Source organism: Curtobacterium sp. SP.BCp, assembly GCF_051903255.1.
In the GTDB taxonomy this organism is placed as follows: Bacteria; Actinomycetota; Actinomycetes; order Actinomycetales; family Microbacteriaceae; genus Curtobacterium.
On record NZ_CP194338.1, the window covers coordinates 3,370,066 to 3,386,820 of the forward strand.

General features: G+C 71.1%; 17 protein-coding genes. 16 read left to right on the top strand and 1 reads right to left on the bottom strand.

What is annotated here, in order from left to right; translation table 11 throughout:
- The first annotated feature begins 126 nt into the window (after nucleotides 1-126).
- The 5 genes from ACRQ4C_RS16110 (at nucleotide 127) to ACRQ4C_RS16130 (ending at nucleotide 4,118) form a co-directional block, all read left to right on the top strand.
- Entirely contained in the window at nucleotides 127-1,752 is a 1,626-nt protein-coding gene (locus ACRQ4C_RS16110) for a RecQ family ATP-dependent DNA helicase (protein WP_439689402.1), read from the top strand.
- A gap of 275 nt (nucleotides 1,753-2,027) precedes the next feature.
- The gene (locus tag ACRQ4C_RS16115) at nucleotides 2,028-2,480 is read left to right on the top strand and encodes an ester cyclase (RefSeq protein WP_439689404.1); all 453 of its coding nucleotides are present in this window, start codon (nucleotides 2,028-2,030) and stop codon (nucleotides 2,478-2,480) included.
- Nucleotides 2,481-2,523: 43 nt separating this feature from the next.
- On the top strand, nucleotides 2,524-2,817 hold the full coding sequence (locus ACRQ4C_RS16120) for a hypothetical protein (RefSeq protein ID WP_439689406.1): 294 nt from the start codon (nucleotides 2,524-2,526) through the stop codon (nucleotides 2,815-2,817).
- Between the two features lie 40 nt (nucleotides 2,818-2,857).
- On the top strand, nucleotides 2,858-3,265 hold the full coding sequence (locus ACRQ4C_RS16125) for a hypothetical protein (protein ID WP_439689407.1): 408 nt from the start codon (nucleotides 2,858-2,860) through the stop codon (nucleotides 3,263-3,265).
- On the top strand, nucleotides 3,255-4,118 hold the full coding sequence (locus ACRQ4C_RS16130; RefSeq protein ID WP_439689409.1) for an oxygenase MpaB family protein: 864 nt from the start codon (nucleotides 3,255-3,257) through the stop codon (nucleotides 4,116-4,118). The genes ACRQ4C_RS16125 and ACRQ4C_RS16130 overlap by 11 nt, the downstream gene beginning before the upstream one ends.
- Here ACRQ4C_RS16130 and ACRQ4C_RS16135 read toward each other — a convergent pair.
- Complete coding sequence (locus tag ACRQ4C_RS16135; RefSeq protein ID WP_439689410.1) at nucleotides 4,091-4,600, bottom strand: FHA domain-containing protein; 510 nt, start codon at nucleotides 4,598-4,600, stop codon at nucleotides 4,091-4,093. The two genes, ACRQ4C_RS16130 and ACRQ4C_RS16135, sit on opposite strands and share 28 nt — an antisense overlap.
- A 101-nt stretch (nucleotides 4,601-4,701) precedes the next feature.
- Here ACRQ4C_RS16135 and ACRQ4C_RS16140 point away from each other — a divergent pair, with 101 nt between their 5' ends.
- The 11 genes from ACRQ4C_RS16140 to ACRQ4C_RS16190 all read left to right on the top strand — a co-directional run bounded on the left by ACRQ4C_RS16140 (nucleotide 4,702) and on the right by ACRQ4C_RS16190 (nucleotide 16,581).
- Complete coding sequence (locus ACRQ4C_RS16140) at nucleotides 4,702-4,995, top strand: WXG100 family type VII secretion target (protein ID WP_290133637.1); 294 nt, start codon at nucleotides 4,702-4,704, stop codon at nucleotides 4,993-4,995.
- A 145-nt stretch (nucleotides 4,996-5,140) separates the two neighbouring features.
- The gene (locus ACRQ4C_RS16145) at nucleotides 5,141-5,398 is read left to right on the top strand and encodes a hypothetical protein (protein WP_439689411.1); all 258 of its coding nucleotides are present in this window, start codon (nucleotides 5,141-5,143) and stop codon (nucleotides 5,396-5,398) included.
- Nucleotides 5,395-6,603 (top strand): hypothetical protein, encoded by a 1,209-nt coding sequence (locus tag ACRQ4C_RS16150; RefSeq protein WP_439689412.1) that lies wholly within the window; start codon nucleotides 5,395-5,397, stop codon nucleotides 6,601-6,603. Before ACRQ4C_RS16145 ends, ACRQ4C_RS16150 begins: the two co-directional genes overlap by 4 nt.
- A 92-nt stretch (nucleotides 6,604-6,695) precedes the next feature.
- Nucleotides 6,696-7,262, top strand: coding sequence for a hypothetical protein (locus ACRQ4C_RS16155; protein WP_439689413.1), 567 nt, complete (start codon nucleotides 6,696-6,698; stop codon nucleotides 7,260-7,262).
- Nucleotides 7,255-7,845, top strand: coding sequence for a hypothetical protein (locus ACRQ4C_RS16160; protein ID WP_439689414.1), 591 nt, complete (start codon nucleotides 7,255-7,257; stop codon nucleotides 7,843-7,845). The genes ACRQ4C_RS16155 and ACRQ4C_RS16160 overlap by 8 nt, the downstream gene beginning before the upstream one ends.
- Complete coding sequence (locus ACRQ4C_RS16165) at nucleotides 7,842-8,390, top strand: hypothetical protein (RefSeq protein ID WP_290133632.1); 549 nt, start codon at nucleotides 7,842-7,844, stop codon at nucleotides 8,388-8,390. Before ACRQ4C_RS16160 ends, ACRQ4C_RS16165 begins: the two co-directional genes overlap by 4 nt.
- A gap of 64 nt (nucleotides 8,391-8,454) precedes the next feature.
- On the top strand, nucleotides 8,455-12,828 hold the full coding sequence (locus ACRQ4C_RS16170; protein WP_439689415.1) for an FtsK/SpoIIIE domain-containing protein: 4,374 nt from the start codon (nucleotides 8,455-8,457) through the stop codon (nucleotides 12,826-12,828).
- Nucleotides 12,829-12,872: 44 nt separating this feature from the next.
- Entirely contained in the window at nucleotides 12,873-13,709 is an 837-nt protein-coding gene (locus tag ACRQ4C_RS16175; protein ID WP_439689416.1) for a ribose-phosphate pyrophosphokinase, read from the top strand.
- On the top strand, nucleotides 13,706-15,277 hold the full coding sequence (locus ACRQ4C_RS16180) for a nicotinate phosphoribosyltransferase (RefSeq protein WP_439689417.1): 1,572 nt from the start codon (nucleotides 13,706-13,708) through the stop codon (nucleotides 15,275-15,277). Before ACRQ4C_RS16175 ends, ACRQ4C_RS16180 begins: the two co-directional genes overlap by 4 nt.
- On the top strand, nucleotides 15,274-15,927 hold the full coding sequence (locus ACRQ4C_RS16185; protein ID WP_439689418.1) for a hypothetical protein: 654 nt from the start codon (nucleotides 15,274-15,276) through the stop codon (nucleotides 15,925-15,927). The genes ACRQ4C_RS16180 and ACRQ4C_RS16185 overlap by 4 nt, the downstream gene beginning before the upstream one ends.
- Nucleotides 15,928-15,945: 18 nt before the next feature.
- Nucleotides 15,946-16,581, top strand: a complete 636-nt coding sequence (locus tag ACRQ4C_RS16190; protein WP_290133627.1) for a pyridoxal 5'-phosphate synthase — start codon at nucleotides 15,946-15,948, stop codon at nucleotides 16,579-16,581.
- The last annotated feature ends 174 nt before the right edge of the window (nucleotides 16,582-16,755 follow it).

A 16,755-nucleotide genomic window follows, 5' to 3' on the forward strand; every position in this document is an offset into this window, starting at 1 on the left:
GCAGGTGCGGTCGCGCGGGACGCGCGGTGCGCTGGCGGCCGGGAGGCACGGGACGTCTCCGCAGGGCAGAATCCGCAGGGCGCATGGCCGGGCGGGCGCCCAGCGGCACCGGACGAGGGTGACCGGGTGCTCGACGAACTCCGTACCCGCGCCGCCGACGTCTTCGGCTGGGACCTCCGACCCGCGCAGGAGACCGTCATCGACGCGGTCCTCGGCGGCCGCGACGCCGTCGCCGTGATGCCGACCGGCTCCGGCAAGTCCGCGATCTACCAGGTCGCCGGACTGGCGCTCGACGGACTGGTGGTCGTCGTCTCGCCCCTCGTCGCCCTGCAGGAGGACCAGGTCGTCGGGCTGGAGGACCACCCCGACGCCCCGCAGGCCGTGACGGTGAACGCGACCCACTCGCGCCGTGACCTCGACGACGCCTGGGCGCAGGTCGAGTCCGGTGAGGTCCGCTACGTCTTCCTCGCTCCGGAGCAGCTCGCGAAGGACGAGGTCGTCGACCGGCTCCGTGCTGCCGGGGTCGCCCTCGTGACCGTCGACGAGGCGCACTGCGTGTCCTCATGGGGCCACGACTTCCGCCCGGACTACCTCGTCCTCGGCGAGGTCGTCGACCGGCTCGGTCGGCCACCGGTGCTCGCGATGACGGCGACGGGGTCGTCGCCGGTGCGTGCCGAGATCATCGAACGCCTGGGGATGCGCGACCCGCTCGTGCTCGCCACCGGGTTCGACCGGCCGGAGCTGCGCTTCGAGGTCGTGCGGCACGCCGACGCCGAGGACAAGCGCGAAGCGGTCGCCGAGCAGGTCGCCGGGCTCGAGGGCGCCGGCATCGTCTACGTCGCCACCCGCGCGGAGACGCTCGAGTACGCCGACGTCCTCGTCGAGGCAGGGCGGCGCGCGAAGCCGTACCACGCGGGCCTCCGCGTCCGTGACCGCGAGGCCGTCCACCACGCGTTCCTGGACGGCGAGATCGACGTGGTCATCGCGACGAGTGCGTTCGGCATGGGGATCGACAAGCCCGACGTCCGCTTCGTCGTGCACGTCGACGTGCCTGAGTCGGTGGACGCCTACTACCAGGAGGTCGGGCGCGCGGGACGCGACGGCCAGCCCGGGGTCGCGACGATGCACTACCGGGCGGAGGACCTCGGCCTGCGGCGCTTCTTCGCCTCCGGGAGCCCGCGGCCGGCGACCCTGCGCGCCGTGTTCGACGCCGTCCCCGCCGACGGGGTCGTCGCACGGTCCGGGCTCGCCGAGCGGTCCGGTCTCGCCACCCGGACCGCAGGGCGCGCCGCGAACGCCCTCGTCGAGGCCGGAGTCCTGGTCGACGGCCCGGACGGTGTCCGCCGCGCGGACGGCTCTCCGACCACCGCCGAGGCAGCGGCGGGGCGCGCGAAGGACCGCGCGGCCGAGCGGGAGCAGATCGAGGAGTCGCGCATCGCGATGATCCGCCGGTTCGCGGAGACCGACGAGTGCCGTCGCCAGTTCCTCCTCGGGTACTTCGGCGACGAGCTCGCGGAGCCGTGCGGCAACTGCGACACCTGCAGCGCCGGGACCGCCGCGGCCGCGCACTCCGCCGACGGGTCCCACGACGCGTCGTGGCCACCGGACGCACCCGTCGAGCACGCGGAGTGGGGCCGCGGCACCGTGATGAGCACCGAGGACGACCGCCTCACGGTCTTCTTCGAGTCGGCGGGCTACCGCACGCTCGCCCTCGCCGACGTCGAGGAGCGCCACCTGCTCGAGCGCGTCTGATCGCGACACCGCGGCGGCGGGAAGCCGGCTCGCAGGGGAAGGCGCGGTCGCTCGACCACCCGTCGGCGACCGCGCTCCACTCCCCCGAGCACGCCAGAGCATGCACCGGTGTCGTGTCGCGGAGGTGACCACCGGGTGAACACGACCCGAACCCGGCCCGCTCGCCGCGCCTCCAGGCCGGCCCGGTGCGTGCACCGGACACCCGTCCCCCGGACCATCCGGTCGCTCCGACCTCCGTCGCGTACGCAGGAAGACCACGACGAGAGGAACACCACATGAGCACCGACGTCAACCAGGCCGCGCAGGAGCGCCTCGGCGGCATCATCCAGGACCGCGCCTTCGACCGCTTCGGCGAGGTCTGGGCCGAGGACGTCGTCGACCACGACCCGGCGCCGGGCCAGGCCCCCGGGCTCGCGGGCATCGTCGACTTCTGGCAGGACTTCACGACGGCGTTCCCGGACCTCGAGCTCACCCCGGACCCGCTGGTCGTCACCGACGACTTCGTCACCGCGGTGTTCACGATCCGCGGCACCCACACCGGCCCGTTCGAGGGGCACGAGCCGACCGGCAAGTCGTTCGAGGTCCGCGGCATCCAGGTGGCGAAGTTCCGCGACGGCAAGATCGTCGAGCGCTGGGGTGCCACCGACGAGCAGGGTCTGGCGCAGCAGCTCGGGCTCGACGACGCATCGGACGAGGACCACGGGGACGTCCGCTTCGTGTCCGCCTAGGGGCCGCGCGTAGACAGGACACCCACACGACGAGAGGAACGCCATGAGCGACCCCGGCACCACCCCGAACGACGGCCCCGACACGGAGGGCTTCCGTGACGACGACGTGGACACCGAGCACACCGGCCCGTACGAGGTCGACGACCGCGAAGAGGCACTCGAGACCGTGACGAACGACGCGGTCGGCGGCGAGACCGTCGAGCCGCAGCCCGGCGACGGCACCGCGTCCGGCCCGACCGGCGGGGCCGAGCGCGAGGAGGCCCCGGACCTGTGGGAGCACGACGGCGACGAGGACCACCCCGACCTCGGGAACGACCTCGGCACCAAGCCGCTCTGACACCGGCGCTGACCAGCATCGTGCTGACTAGCATCGGGGCGTGATCTCCCGACTCCGGCAGCGCCTCGGCCGACACCCCGGCACCGCGCGGCTGGTGTCGGTCGCGGGCCTGCTGCTGATCGCGGCGGCAGCGACGCTCGGTGTCCGGTCCGGTGTGACGGCGTGCGGGCCGCAGACGTTCGGTCCCGCCTGCACGGCCGGGAACCTCGGCTGGCTCGCGTTGCTCGCGGTCGGTGTCCTCGCGGCGGTCGTCGCGGGGACCGGCGTCCTGTGGCCGATCCCCGCCATCTGGACGGTCGCGGCGCTCCTCTCGGCGGCACGCGACGACGTCGGGAGCACGACCTTCCTCGTCGACGCGACCACCGTCGGGCTCGCCGCGCTCGTCGCGGCGGTCTGGGTGGACGTCTCGCCCCGTGCACGACAGCGGCGGGCACGACGTGACGACTGAGCGGTCGACGGGCACCGACCGGACGGGAGGCACGGCGCACGTCCCGCACCGTGCCTCCCGTCCGGCGTCCACTCGCGATCGCGCGTTCCGTCGCCTGCTGGCGGACAGCACGCCCGTCGCGGCCGGCGGCCGCGCCATCCTGCTGCAGATCGCGGACCCCGTGGTCGCGGCCGGGGTCCGACGGCACTCCGACTTCGCGCGGCGGCCGCAGCAGCGGCTCGCGCACACCCTGTCGTTCGTCTTCGCAGTGGTCTCGGGTACGCCCGCCGACGCGGCGACCGCGGCCTCCTTCGTGAACCGCGCGCACGTGCCCGTCACGGGGGCCGACGACGTGGACCGGCAGCTCTGGGTCGCCGCGACGCTCTTCGACTCGGCGCGGCAGGCGCACGCTGCCTTCGGGTCCGACGTCTTCGCTGTCCGGGCCGAGGAGGTCCTGCAGGCCTACGCGCCGATCGGGACCGCGCTCCGGGTGCCGCCGTCACGCTGGCCGAGGTCGGTGGCCGCGTTCGACCGGTACTGGGTGGAGACGCTCGACGGGCTGACCGTCAGCGACGACGCGCGCGGTGTCGTCCGCGACCTGTTGCACCCGCGGTTCGCGCCCTGGTGGGTGCGGGCGGCGTTGCCGCTCGTGCGGGTCGTGACCGTCGGGATGCTGCCGGAGCGGATCCGGGCCGGGTACGGCTTCGCCTGGGGGCCTCGGGAGCGGCGACGGTACGAGCGGGCCGTGCGGGTGCTCCGCGTCGTGCGCGCGCTCGTGCCGGGGTGGCTCCTGCGGCTGCCGGGGCCGTTGCTGGTCCGGGCGATGCGGCGGGCTGCTCGTCGGCGTCAGCCGGCGAGCACGCGGACCGCGTAGTCGCCCACCATGAGGACGTCCCCGGGTCGCGCGACGACCTGCGCGCCGCCGACGCTCGGCTCCCGCGCACCGGAAGCCCGTACCACCACGGTGCCGTTCGCCGAACCGAGGTCCTCGACCACGAGCCCGCCGTCACCCGTCGGACGGACCGCCGCGTGCTCGCGCGAGACCGAGCGCCCGGGGTCGTCGAGCAGCACCGCCCGCCGACCGGGGGCGGTCGCCACCTTGCGGCCCAGGACCACCGGCTGGTCCAGCGGTACGACGTTGCCCGGCGCGACCTCGAGGACGACCCGCGGCGCCACGCCGATCGTCGGGAGCGACGGCTCGGTGTGCACCTCGACGTCCGGCTCGCGGTCCGGCACCGGAGCCCTCGGGAGGACCCACGCGCGGGAGAGGTGACCGGCCTGCCGGTCACGCTCGACCTCGGCGTGCGTGACGACCGGACGCTCCGGCGTCTGTTCCTCCTTGCAACGTCGTGCCAAGGCGTACCCCTCGTCCTACTTCCTGTCCCCACCTGGTGCGAGATTCGTCGGAAACCAGTATCGTCCTAGTACATCAGATACCGCATAGGGAGGGTATGCACATGGCAAACGTCAATGTCACCTACGACGATCTCCGCAACCAGGCTTCGCAGCTGCGCAACGGCCAGAAGGCCATCGAGGACCAGCTGAGCCAGCTCAAGAGCCAGATCGACAACCTCGTGTCGTCGGGCTACGTCACCGACAAGTCGTCGAAGGCGTTCGACGGGACGTACTCGGAGTTCAACTCCGGCGCGACGCAGACGATCCAGGCGATCGACGGCATGGCCGGCTTCCTCGAGAGCGCCGCGAACACGCTCGAGTCCACGGACGAGCAGCTCGCGTCGAGCATCGGCTAGTCAGGCTCTGCACGACGGTGGCCGGCACCTGGGGGTGCCGGCCGCCGCTCTCGCCGCAGGGGCGGCGACACTTGCAGCACGAGCGTGAACCCGGGGGAAGAGGAAGACAGTGGCAGGCGGAACGCTGCGCTACAGAGGCGCAAAGATGGGGTCCCTCTGGAGCGACCTCAGTGCAGTGAAGCACGAGTTCGACAACGCGGACCAGCACTCGGGCGACGCGGCCGATGCCGTCGGCCACCCCGAGCTCGCCAGACGGATCCGCTCTTTCTCGTCGGGGTGGGACAGCCACCGCCGCGACCTGAGCGAATCGATCGAGAAGCTCGCGAAGATGGCGCTCACCATCGACAACGCGTTCGACGACTCGGAGACCGAACTCGTGAAGTCCATTGCGGGTGAGCAGTGAGCGCGCTCGCGTCAGGTCCGACCGGTGACCCGAGCGCTGTCCAGGCCATGGCGCGCCAGTACCACCAGGTGGCCTCCGCGATCAGCGGTGCCGCGAGCACCTTGAAAAGACTCGACAACTCTGACTCTGAAAGCAAGGCGGTCACGGCGTTCCTCAAGAAGGCCGGGGATCTCGCCGACAAGCTCGGCGGTGCCGAGGGTCGGTACTCCGGCACAGGCGACGCGTTGAACGAGTACGCCGGCGCACTCTCGACAGCGATCGACGAAGCTTCGTCTGCCAGCCACCTGCACGACCAGAGCCAGACGGAGGCTCGATCCTCTACTCGGTCCCAGGATCGCTACCAAGACCTCGCCAACTCCTCGACCGACCCGGATCAGCAGCAGGAGTACCAGATTCTTTCGGACACGCAGCGGAGTCGGGCCGAGAGCGCCCAGGCCGAGGCAACGCGCGCAGCGAGCATGATGCGGTCCGCGCTCGAAGGACTCGAGACCGCGGCGCAACGCGCGATCGCGAAGATCGACGACAGCGTCGACGACGGTCTGGACGACAGCGCGTGGGACGACTTCAAGCAGTGGATGAAGGACAACGACGAGTGGATCTCGGTGGTCCTCAAGGTCGCCCAGTTCGCCGGTACCGTTCTCGCGATCGCAGCACTCCTCTTCCCGCTCACCACATGGCTCGGCGTGCTCGCTCTGAGCGTGATGGCACTCGCTACCGCGGGGGATGTCGCCAAAGCCGCAGCGGGCACGGGCTCCTGGGCCGATGTTGCGCTTGATGCCGTAGGCCTCCTGACGTTCGGTGCCGGCAAGCTCGCCGTGTCTGCGGGACGGACCGCGGTCAACGCAGTCGCCCGTTCTCGCGTGCAGGCGATCGTGTCCGACGGGATGGCGGAACGCGCCGCGTTCCAACGTGTCGCTCGGAGCTACGGTCGCATCCCACGCGAAGGGATCTACGACAAGTACCGCTTCCTTGCGGCAGGGGATGAAGAACTCGCGCACATGGTGCAATGGATCCGTCGATCGCAGGTAGGTGCTGTGGGGCAGAGCCCGACCGCCGTTGCGCGGCTCGAGCGGGTCCTGGCCACGGGGATCGGAGTCGGCTGGACCGGAGTCGGGCTCGACGGATTCGGCTGGGCCAAGGACTACATTCCGCTCTGGAAGAAATTCGACCACTGGGCAACCGCGCCGATCGGCCCGCGGTTCTGACGCACGCGATGACCGACACAGTCCCGGAGTCGTACACATTCGCACTTCCTGCGGGGTGGCTACACGTTCCGAAAGGCGACTACGCCACGTGGATGGAGCGCACTCTCGAGGCGGTTCCAGCACCGACTCAGGCGAGCGATTCGTGGCGGGCTGAGGTAGGAACCTTGTTCGAGGAGGCTCGCGCCGCAGATCACACGCAGAGCGTGCTGGACAGCTACATGACGGCTGGCCCGCTGCCGGGCACTTCGGTTGCGGCAAGCATGACGATCTCGCGGGTATCGATGACGGTTGCCGACGGCCATTCCACCTCGGACATCTTTCTCGCACGCAGTTCGGCACCAGGGGCAGAGGTGATCGAAGTCGCACGAACGGCCGCAGTTCTCGTTCCCCTGGAGAGCGCTGCACCGCCGGTAGACCGCTCGGCTCGGGTGCTGAGTTCGACGGGGGCGTTCATCGAAGTCCCCGGCCACGCCGACTTCATCATCGCGATCGTGTTCACCGTCGTCTCCGAGCACCCCGAGGTGCTCGAAGAACTGCGGCACGCGGAGCGCCACGTGAACGAGGCGCTCTTCACGCTGTTCCGTGCACTCCTCGCAACCTTCCGCTGGGCGGATGCAGACGGACGTGTCCTCCCGTCCCCGGAGGACATTCGTGGTTGACGCGGACCCCCAGCGAGCCATGCTGCGAATCGAGCTCGATGCATCAGACTGGCTGTTCGCCGAAAACGAAGACGGACCGACTCGTGCGCAACGCATCCAGCACTGGCACACATCCACTGCTCCGCGCGAACAGATGGACGACGCCATGCGGGCGTGGCTGGAGTTGACCCTCGAGGCGTTGGCTCCTTCGAACTCGGATGAGTTGGTTGCCGTCCACCTTCCCTCGATGGCAGCTTCACCGACCACCGTTCGAGTGCGTTTCACGACTGACACCCCGACGTGCGAGCTCGACCTCGATGAAGTCGTCCGACGATCGCTCGGGAACACGGTCGAACCTCCGAAGGTCGAACCACATGCTGCTGTGCAGCTCGGGAGAGGTGTCCGCGCGGTCGGTTTCCGATTGCGAGGGCCCGGGCGAGAGCTCGATGGCTCCCTTGCCTTCGGCTTCCGAGCCGGTCAGATCGTCGTTTCGGTGCTCTGCGCGAACGCCGACTTCGGAGCTCTTGTGCGACACGCATCCGCCGTCATGGAATTCGTTGATGCGATCAGCATCGTCGACACGAACGAAGAAGGATCAAGTTGATCAGCATCGAAGCGCAGGACGTCGAAGATGAATGGGTCGTCGTACCGAACGATCTGCAGCAGGCGTCCGACCGAGTAATCGAGAAGTGGTCAGCACGCGCCGCGCGTTCGGTTCTCCCGAAGCGCTTTCTGCGTCAGGACCCAGAGCAGTTTCCCATTCAGGCTTCTCTCGCGGCAGCTGCGGTGATGACCAGCCCGGACGAACGCGCTTTCGTCCTGCGCGCCGCCCTTCCCGCAGCGTTCTTGCCCGTCCGACTTCACTGGCGCGAATCGGAGACTCATGACGATGATGCACTTCGAGAACTTGCCATGCCGTCCTTGAAGCAGGTCAGCATCGCTGAACCAGAGCCCTGGCGTTCGCCCACGGGCTCGTCGGGTCTGCGTTCCACGATCTCGCGGGAACACGCTCCCCACGGTTGGGTCGCGAGTTTCCCGTTCCAGCAGGTGCTCGTGCAGGTCAAGGTGGATGTCGGACCGCGGGACGCGGAGATCATGGAAGCGCCGATAGGCCGTCTTCTCTCGAGACTTCGTGTACGCGTCCTCTGATCTTGCGAAGACCGGCCGCGCGCTCGGCGCGCGTCACCGTTGCACGGTCAGCCACGGTCGAGCGGTGCGCCTGACGTTCACCGCCACCCACCTGCCGACCGACGCGACTGCCGACTTCGTGGTGGAGTGCGACGAGGACACCGTCCTCGGCGAGGTCGTCGAGATCGTCGCCCGCCGGTTCGGCCTGAGCGCCGAGTCCATCGTCGAGGTCGCCGTCGACTCGGTACCGACGACCCCGCACGCCCGCCTCGGTGCCGGCGTCCTGCTCGAGGGGGCCCGACTGACGTTCGGCGCACCCGCACCGGTCCTCCCGCTCCCGGCCGACCTGCCCAGCGTCCGCATCGTCGGCGGCCCGGGTGCGGGCACGGTCGTGGTGCTCGACGCGGGGGTCGCGCACGTCGGGTCCGCGCCGGACGCGACGGTGCACCTGCCGGACCGCACGGCTCCCGAGTACGCGGCGGTGCTGCGGCTCGACCTCAACCGTCGCTTCACGATCATCCCGACGCGGGGCTCGCGCGTCCTCGTCGACGGGGCAGAGGTCGACGTCGAGACCCCGGTCGAGCCGGGGGGCGTCGTCGCGATCGGCGACACGCTCCTGTCCGTCGCGGTGCCGGACGCCGACCGCGCTGCGATCACGCTGACGCCGGGTGGCGGAACCCTCGACTACACGCGGCCGCCGCGGCTGCTACCGGAGGAGGCTCCGACGGTCTTCAAGCTGCCGGCCGCGCCGGGGCAGCAGTCGCGACGGTCGATCCCGATCATCGCGGCGCTGGCGCCGCTCGGCATGGCGGCCGTGATGATCTCGATCTTCCACAACGTCGCCTACCTGGCCTTCGGCCTCATGTCGCCGATCATCATGTTCGGCAACGCCTGGTGGGACCGCCGGAACGGCAAGAAGACGCACCGGCAGCGCGTGGCCGAGTACGAGGAGACGAAGCGAGCGGTCGAGGCGGACGCCCTGGAGGCCGTGGCCCGGTACCAACGCGAGTCCCGCACCAGCGCACCCGACCCGGCGACGGTGCTCGACATCGCCCTGCGGCGCCGCGCCCGCCTGTGGGAGCGTCGCCGGACCGACCCCGACTACCTGACGCTGCGCGTCGGGACGGCGGACGTGCCGTCCGGCGTGGTGCTGGAGGACCCGGCTGCGCTGGAGCACCGTCGTGCGGTCGACAAGCTGGCGGAGGACGTCCCCGTGGTCGTCGACCTCGTCGAGCACGGTGTCGTGGGGATCGCTGGGCGCGAGGAGCACACGAAGCACCTCACGTCGTGGCTCGTCGCGCAGCTCGCCGTGCTGCAGAGTCCCCGGGACACGCAGTTCGTCGTGTTGACCGACGCGCAGTCGTCCTCGGAGTGGGCATGGCTCCGCTGGGTGCCGCAGGCGCGCCCGGGCTTCGGGCAGGACGCGGTGATCGCGATCGGCAACGATGCCGAGACGCTCGGCGCCCGCGTGGCGGAACTGGGGCAGGTGATCGACTCCCGACAGCGGGCGCTGCGGGAGTCCGGCGCGCGGGTCGTTGCGGGGCCCGACGTCGTCGTGGTGCTGGACGGCGCCCGGCGGCTCCGAGCCCTGCCCGGACTCATCCGGATCCTCAAGGAGGGCCCCGCGGTCGGTGTGCGGGCGATCTGCATCGAGGAAGAGGCCCGGCTGCTGCCGGAGGAGTGCTCGGTCGTCGTGACGGTGGGTTCCGAGCGCATCCGGGTGGCCGCCCAGCGACAGGCGACGATCACCGACGTCCGCCCTGACCGGGTGCCGGACGGCTGGTTCGAATCGGTCGCCCGGGCGATCGCGCCGATGGTCGACGCCGACGACGAGAGCGATGCTGGTGGACTCCCGACGTCGTCGCGGCTGCTCGATGTCATGCTGCTCGAACCGCCGACGGCGAGGGCGATCACGGGCGGGTGGGGCGTCCGCCCCCGGACGACCGAGGTCGTGGTCGGCGAGAGCCTCGACGGGCCCTTCGCGTTCGACCTCCGGCGTGACGGTCCGCACGGACTCGTCGCGGGCACGACGGGCTCGGGGAAGTCCGAACTCCTGCAGACGATCGTCGCCTCGCTCGCGGCCACGAACACGCCGGAGGGGATGAACTTCGTCCTCATCGACTACAAGGGCGGTGCCGCCTTCCGGGACTTCGCACCGCTGCCGCACACGGTCGGCATGGTGACCGACCTCGACACACACCTCGTCGAGCGGGCGCTCGAGTCGCTCGGAGCCGAGCTGCGCCGCCGCGAGCACCTGCTCGCCGAGGCCGCCGCGAAGGACATCGAGGACTACGTCGAGCGCCTCGGCCGGGGTGAGCCGCTGCCCCCGATGCCGCGGCTGCTCATCGTCATCGACGAGTTCGCCAGCCTGGTGCGGGAGCTTCCCGACTTCGTCACCGGCCTCGTGAACATCGCCCAGCGCGGGCGATCGCTCGGCATCCACCTCATCCTCGCCACGCAGCGACCGACGGGTGTGGTGTCGAACGACATCCGGGCGAACACGAACCTGCGGATCGCGCTCCGCGTGACCGACTCGAGCGAGAGCACCGACGTCATCGACGCCGGGGACGCCGCGCAGATCCAGAAGAGCACGCCCGGGCGCGGCTACATCCGTCTCGGCGCCGGCGCCCTGCTGCCGTTCCAGTCCGGCCGCGTCGGAGGACGTCGTCCCGGGGCCACGTCGAACCGGCGACGCCCTGTGTGGGCGAGCTCGGTGTCGTGGTCCTCGCTCGGCGCACCGCCCCCTGCCCCGCCGAAGTCCGAGGACCGTTCCGACGACGACCGGACCGACCTCCAGGAGCTCGTCGCCGCGGTGGCGGGTGCTGCCGAGACCCTCGGCGGGCCGGAGCCGTACCGTCCGTGGCTCGACGCGCTGCCGGAGTCCTTGCTCTTCACCGACGTGAACGACTCCGCGTGGGAGGTCGACGTCCCCTCGACGACCTCGTCGCGCGTGAACCCGCTGCCGTTCGCCCTGCAGGACTTCCCGGGCGAACAGGCCCAGCGCGTCCGCAGCCTCGACCTCGACACCGACGGCCACCTCTACGTCGTCGGTGCACCGCGCAGCGGACGGTCCCAGGTGCTCCGGACGATCGCGGCGGCCGTCGCCCGCAACACCTCGTCGGCAGACGTGCACGTGTACGCCCTCGACTGCGGCAACGGTGCGCTCCTGCCGATCCAGGCGTTGCCGCACGCCGGCGCGGTCGTCCAGCGTGTGCAGACCGAGCGGGCGCAGCGGCTCCTCGCCAAGCTGACGCAGGAGCTCGCCCGTCGCCAGCAGGTCCTCGCCGACGGCGGGTTCGCGAGCATCGTCGAGCAACGCGCCGCGGCGGTCTCACCGGCCGACCGGCTGCCGCACATCGTGTTCATGCTCGACCGGTGGGAGGGCTTCGTCGGATCCCTCGGCGAACTCGACCACGGTGCACCGACCGATCAGGTCATGACCATGCTCCGCGAGGGCGCAAGTGTGGGGATCCACTTGGTCGTGACCGGCGACCGGCAGCTGCTCTCGAGCCGGATGGCCACCCTGGTGGAGGACAAGCTCGTGCTGCGCCTGTCCGACCGGGGCGACTACGGCCTCGCGGCACTGAACCCACGGAAGCTGCCGGAGCAGATCCCCGACGGTCGGGCCTTCAGCTCGGAGACCGCCGTCGAGACGCAGATCGCCCTCCTCGCCGCCGCCGGGACGGGTCAGGCGCAGGCCGCCGCCATCACGGCCTTGGCGACGTTCGCGACCGGGCGGGACGCAGGAGTCGAGCGCTCGCGTCGGCCGTTCCGGGTCGACCAGCTCAGCGGCCCCGTGCCGTTCGACCGGGCGTGGGAGATGCGGACCGACGACGCCGACCTCTTCGGGCTCGTGGGCATCGGTGGCGACGACCTCGCCGCGATCGGCCCGGACCTCGCGCAGGCCGGTTCGTTCGCGATCGGCGGTCCGGCGAAGTCCGGCCGCAGCTCGGTGCTCCTCTCGATCACTCGGTCGGTCCTTCGGGCCGGAGGCCAGGTCGTCCTCGTCACCCCGCGGCAATCGCCGTTGCGAGCGCTCGCATCGGAACCGGGCGTGCTCGCCGTGCACGAGGGCACCGACATCACGGACGACCTCCTCGCGCCGCGGTTCGACGACCAGCCCGGCCGACGCGTGCTCGTCATCGACGACGCCGAACTCGTGAAGGACGCGCCGGCGAAGACGTGGCTGCAGGGGTTCGTGAAGCGCGCGGCGGACGGCGGCCAGGCGATCGTCGCAGCCGGACTGACCGCCGAGTTCGGGGTCGGGTTCACCGGCTGGCAGGTCGACATGAAGCGAGCGCGTTCGGGCGCGCTCCTCAGCCCGCAGGCGATCACCGAGGGCGACCTGCTCGGCATGCGCCTGCCCCGGAGCTCCGTGGTCGACCGGGTCCAGCCGGGGTCGGCGATCGTGCACCTCGGAGACGGAGAACTGGTCTCGGTGCAGGTTCCCGTTCCGTGACCCGGTACTTGTCAATCTGACAAATACCGTGGTACGGTCGAGCCATGGCAGTCGAACTCAGCACCTGGGACACCCAGGGCACACCGACGACACCGACGTTCTCCACGATGCGGTTCCCCGCAGGCGAAGCACACGTCAAGGTCCGGGACGACGCCGACGCCGACGCGGAGGCGACCACCGAGATCGCGACCCTGCGCGGCACGAGCGGCGACGACCTCCTCATGCTCGGCATGTGGGCGGACGCGGTCCGGCAGCGGGGCGCACGGTCCGTCGCGCTCATCCCGTACCTGCCCGGTGCCCGACAGGACCGCGGCCTCCCCTTCGGCGCGAAGGTCTACGCGGACGTCCTCAACGGGTTCCGCATCGACCAGGTGATCGCCTTCGATCCGCACTCGCCGGTCATCGTCGGGCTGGTCGAGCGGCTCACGGTCGTCACGAGCGAGCAGGTCGTCTGCGACGCCGTGCTCGCCGGCTCCGACTACAGCGGGGTCATCGCCCCCGACAAGGGTGCGGTCGCTCGGGCCTCCGCGGTCGCCGTCGCCGCGGGCCTGCCGCTCTTCCGTGCCGAGAAGCACCGGAACCCCGACACCGGGAAGCTCGACGGCTTCTCCTGCGAACCGCTCCCTGAGACCGGTCGCCTGCTCGTCGTCGACGACATCTGTGACGGCGGCGGCACCTTCATGGGCCTCGCTGGCTCGACCGGCCTGCCGAAGGAGCGCCTGGGCCTCTGGGTGTCGCACGGCGTCTTCTCGGGCCGCGCCCCGCAGCTCGCCGACCACTTCGGCGAGATCGTCACGACCGACAGCTACCCCGCACAGCAGGACGTCCCCGGCCTCCGCACCGTCCCGCTCAGCCCGTACCTCACGAAGGAGATCCGATGACGAACACCGCCAGCACCGTCACGACGACGGGCCTCGAGCCCCGCATCACCACCCCGAGCCCGATCGCGCCGCTGCTCGCCGTCGACGGCTACAAGCACTCGCACCGGCAGGTCTACCCGGCCGGCACGACCCGGATCCTGATCAACTGGACGAACCGGTCGAACAGCCACATGCCGGAGTCGACGCACGCCGTGGTCTTCGGCCTGCAGGCGTTCATCCAGCGTCACCTCGTCGAGGCCTGGGCGCCGTTCTTCGCCGCCGACGAGGACGAGGTCGCCGACCTGTTCGAGCAGGCGCTCCAGGGCTACTTCGGCCCGAACCACATCGGCACCGACCACGTCCGTGCACTGCACCGGCTCGGGTACCTGCCGCTCGACGTCAAGGCGCTGCCCGAGGGCACCCTCGCACCGATCGGCGTCGCGACCCTCACCATCGAGAACACGATCGACGAGTTCTTCTGGCTGCCGAACTACATCGAGACCGCCCTGTCGGCGTCCATCTGGCACCCGTCCACCGTCGCGACGAAGGCGCTCGAGTACCGCGACCTCATGGAGGACTGGGCAGCGCGCACCGGTGCGGACCCGGCGAGCATCGACTTCGCCGCCCACGACTTCTCCTTCCGGGGCCAGTCGAGCATCGAGTCCGCCGCCGCTGCCGGCGCCGGTCACCTCCTGTCGTTCCTCGGCACCGACTCGATGCCGTCGCTCGACTTCATCGACCGCTACTACCCTGGCGACAACGGCTGGGTGGGCGCCAGCGTCCCCGCGACCGAGCACAGCGTCATGTGCGTGCGCGGCGCCGACGGCGAGCTCGAGACCTTCGAGCAGATCCTCGACGTCTACCCGACCGGCATCGTCTCGGCGGTGAGCGACGGCTTCGACCTGTTCAAGGTGATCACCGAGACGCTCCCGCAGCTCAAGGACCGCATCACGGCCCGCGACGGCAAGCTCGTCATCCGCCCCGACTCCGGCGACCCGGTCGACATCGTCACCGGCACCGTGCACGGCGTCCCGGAGGACGAGCTCTTCCGCCCCGGGCGCAGCAACGAGGAGAAGGGCGTCGTCGAGCTCCTCGACGAGCTGTTCGGCCACACCGTGAACGAACAGGGCTTCAAGGTCCTCGACCAGCACATCGGCGTGATCTACGGCGACAGCATCACCCTCGACCGCGCCCGGCGCATCTACGAGCGTCTCGCCGCGAAGGGCTACGCGAGCGACACCATCGTCCTCGGGATCGGGTCGTACACCTACCAGTACATGACGCGCGACAACCTCGGCAGCGCGGTGAAGGCGACCTGGGCCCTCGTCGACGGGAAGCCGGTCGACATCCAGAAGGACCCGAAGACCGGCAGCGGCAAGAAGAGTGCCAAGGGTCGGATCGCCCTGCACCGTGACGCGGACGGCGAGATCCGGCAGACCGACGAGGCGAGCGCCGAGGACGAGGCCACGAGCCTCCTCCAGACGGTGTGGGTGGACGGCCGGTTCACGGTCCTGCAGTCCTTCGCCGACGTCCGGGCCACCCTCCGCGCGGAACGGGCCGCGCGGGCAGCGCGCCGGGCGCGGGCGTGACCGACGCCGCCTCCGCGGCCCGCGACCAGCCGCTCATCGCGATCGACGTCGTCCCGGTGTCGTTCACGACGGCGGACGGTCTGCGGGTCGCGACCGCGCGTCGGCCGTACGCCCCCTTCGCCGGCCGGGAGGCACTTCCCGGCGTGCTCCTGGACGCTGCGGAACGCCTCGTCGACGGCGCAGGGCGCGCACTGCGGACCAAGACCGGGATCGCGGCGGCCGCGGTCCGGCACCTCGCGCAGGTCGGCGCGTTCGACGGACCGTCGCGTGACCCGCGGGACGCCGCGATCAGCATCGCGTTCATCGCGGTGGTGACCCCCGGGGTGGACGCACCGCCCACGGTGTGGCGGCCCGTCGTCGGGGCCGAGCCGGGCCTCCCGTTCGACCACGACACGATCGTCCGGACGGCCGTCGACCAGGTGCGCACGCGACTCTGGCGCGACGTCCCGTTGACCCGCGCGCTGCTCGGCGAGCTGTTCCCGACCTCCGCGGCGGCGCAGCTGCACACGGCGCTCCACGGCAGCGCGCCCGATGCCGGCAACCTCAACCGCTCCCTGCGCACGAACCCGGCGCTCGTGCGGGCCGAGGCGTCCTCGGCGGCGACCACGCGGGGCGGGCGTCCCCCGGCGACCTGGACGTGGGTGGACTGAGCGCGGTTGGCTGGGGCCATGTCCGCTTCGCTGTCCGGTGACGACTCCCTGCACCTCCCCGAGTTCGACGCCCCGCCGGCGTCGCCGATCGACCTCGCCCGGCAGTGGCTCCACGACGCCGACGAGCGCGAGGTGTCGGAGCCGCTGTCGATGACCCTCGCCACCGCGGGCGCCGACGGCCGGGTGTCCGCGCGCACGGTCGACGTGAAGCGCCTCGAGGACGACGGGCTCGTGTTCGGCACCTCCACGCTGAGCCCCAAGGGTCGGCAGCTCGCCGAGAACCCGCACGCGGCGCTGCAGGTGTACTGGCGCGAGACCATGCAGCAGCTCCGGTTCGAGGGCCGGGCCGTGCAGCTCTCCGACGAGGCGTCCGACCAGCTCTTCGCCGACCGGTCGCCGAAGTCCCGCGCCGCGACCGCGATCGCCGACCAGTCGGACGTGCTCGAACCGCGGACCCTGCAGGACCTCATCGACGACGCGAACGTCCTGCTGTCCGAGACCGACGACGACGTGCCCCGTCCGGAGGGCTGGGTGGCCTGGCGGCTCGAGCCCGAGATCGTGGAGTTCTGGCACGGCAGCCGCGACCGGATGCACCGACGACTGCAGTACGTCCGCACGTCGGACGGGTGGGACGCCGCGCGGCTCCAGCCGTAGCGGTCCGACGCGCGCCGCCGCGCTCGCTGGCGTGCGCCGCGTTCGGACAACCACAGGCGGCCCGCACCGCGGAAACGCGCGGTTCGACGCGTCTTTGGTTGTGCGCCGTCGCGCCGCCGTCGTCCCGCCGCCGCGCCCGCCGCCGCCGCGCCCGCCGGCGCCGCGTCCGCTGGC

Bases quoted from the DNA above. Each gene is read 5' to 3' on its own strand.
- ACRQ4C_RS16115 (WP_439689404.1), top strand. From the start codon at position 2,028: ATGAGCACCGACGTCAACCAGGCCGCGCAGGAGCGCCTCGGCGGCATC.
- ACRQ4C_RS16120 (WP_439689406.1), top strand. From the start codon at position 2,524: ATGAGCGACCCCGGCACCACCCCGAACGACGGCCCCGACACGGAGGGC.
- ACRQ4C_RS16140 (WP_290133637.1), top strand. From the start codon at position 4,702: ATGGCAAACGTCAATGTCACCTACGACGATCTCCGCAACCAGGCTTCG.
- ACRQ4C_RS16145 (WP_439689411.1), top strand. From the start codon at position 5,141: ATGGGGTCCCTCTGGAGCGACCTCAGTGCAGTGAAGCACGAGTTCGAC.
- ACRQ4C_RS16155 (WP_439689413.1), top strand. From the start codon at position 6,696: ATGGAGCGCACTCTCGAGGCGGTTCCAGCACCGACTCAGGCGAGCGAT.
- ACRQ4C_RS16175 (WP_439689416.1), top strand. From the start codon at position 12,873: ATGGCAGTCGAACTCAGCACCTGGGACACCCAGGGCACACCGACGACA.
- ACRQ4C_RS16180 (WP_439689417.1), top strand. From the start codon at position 13,706: ATGACGAACACCGCCAGCACCGTCACGACGACGGGCCTCGAGCCCCGC.
- ACRQ4C_RS16190 (WP_290133627.1), top strand. From the start codon at position 15,946: ATGTCCGCTTCGCTGTCCGGTGACGACTCCCTGCACCTCCCCGAGTTC.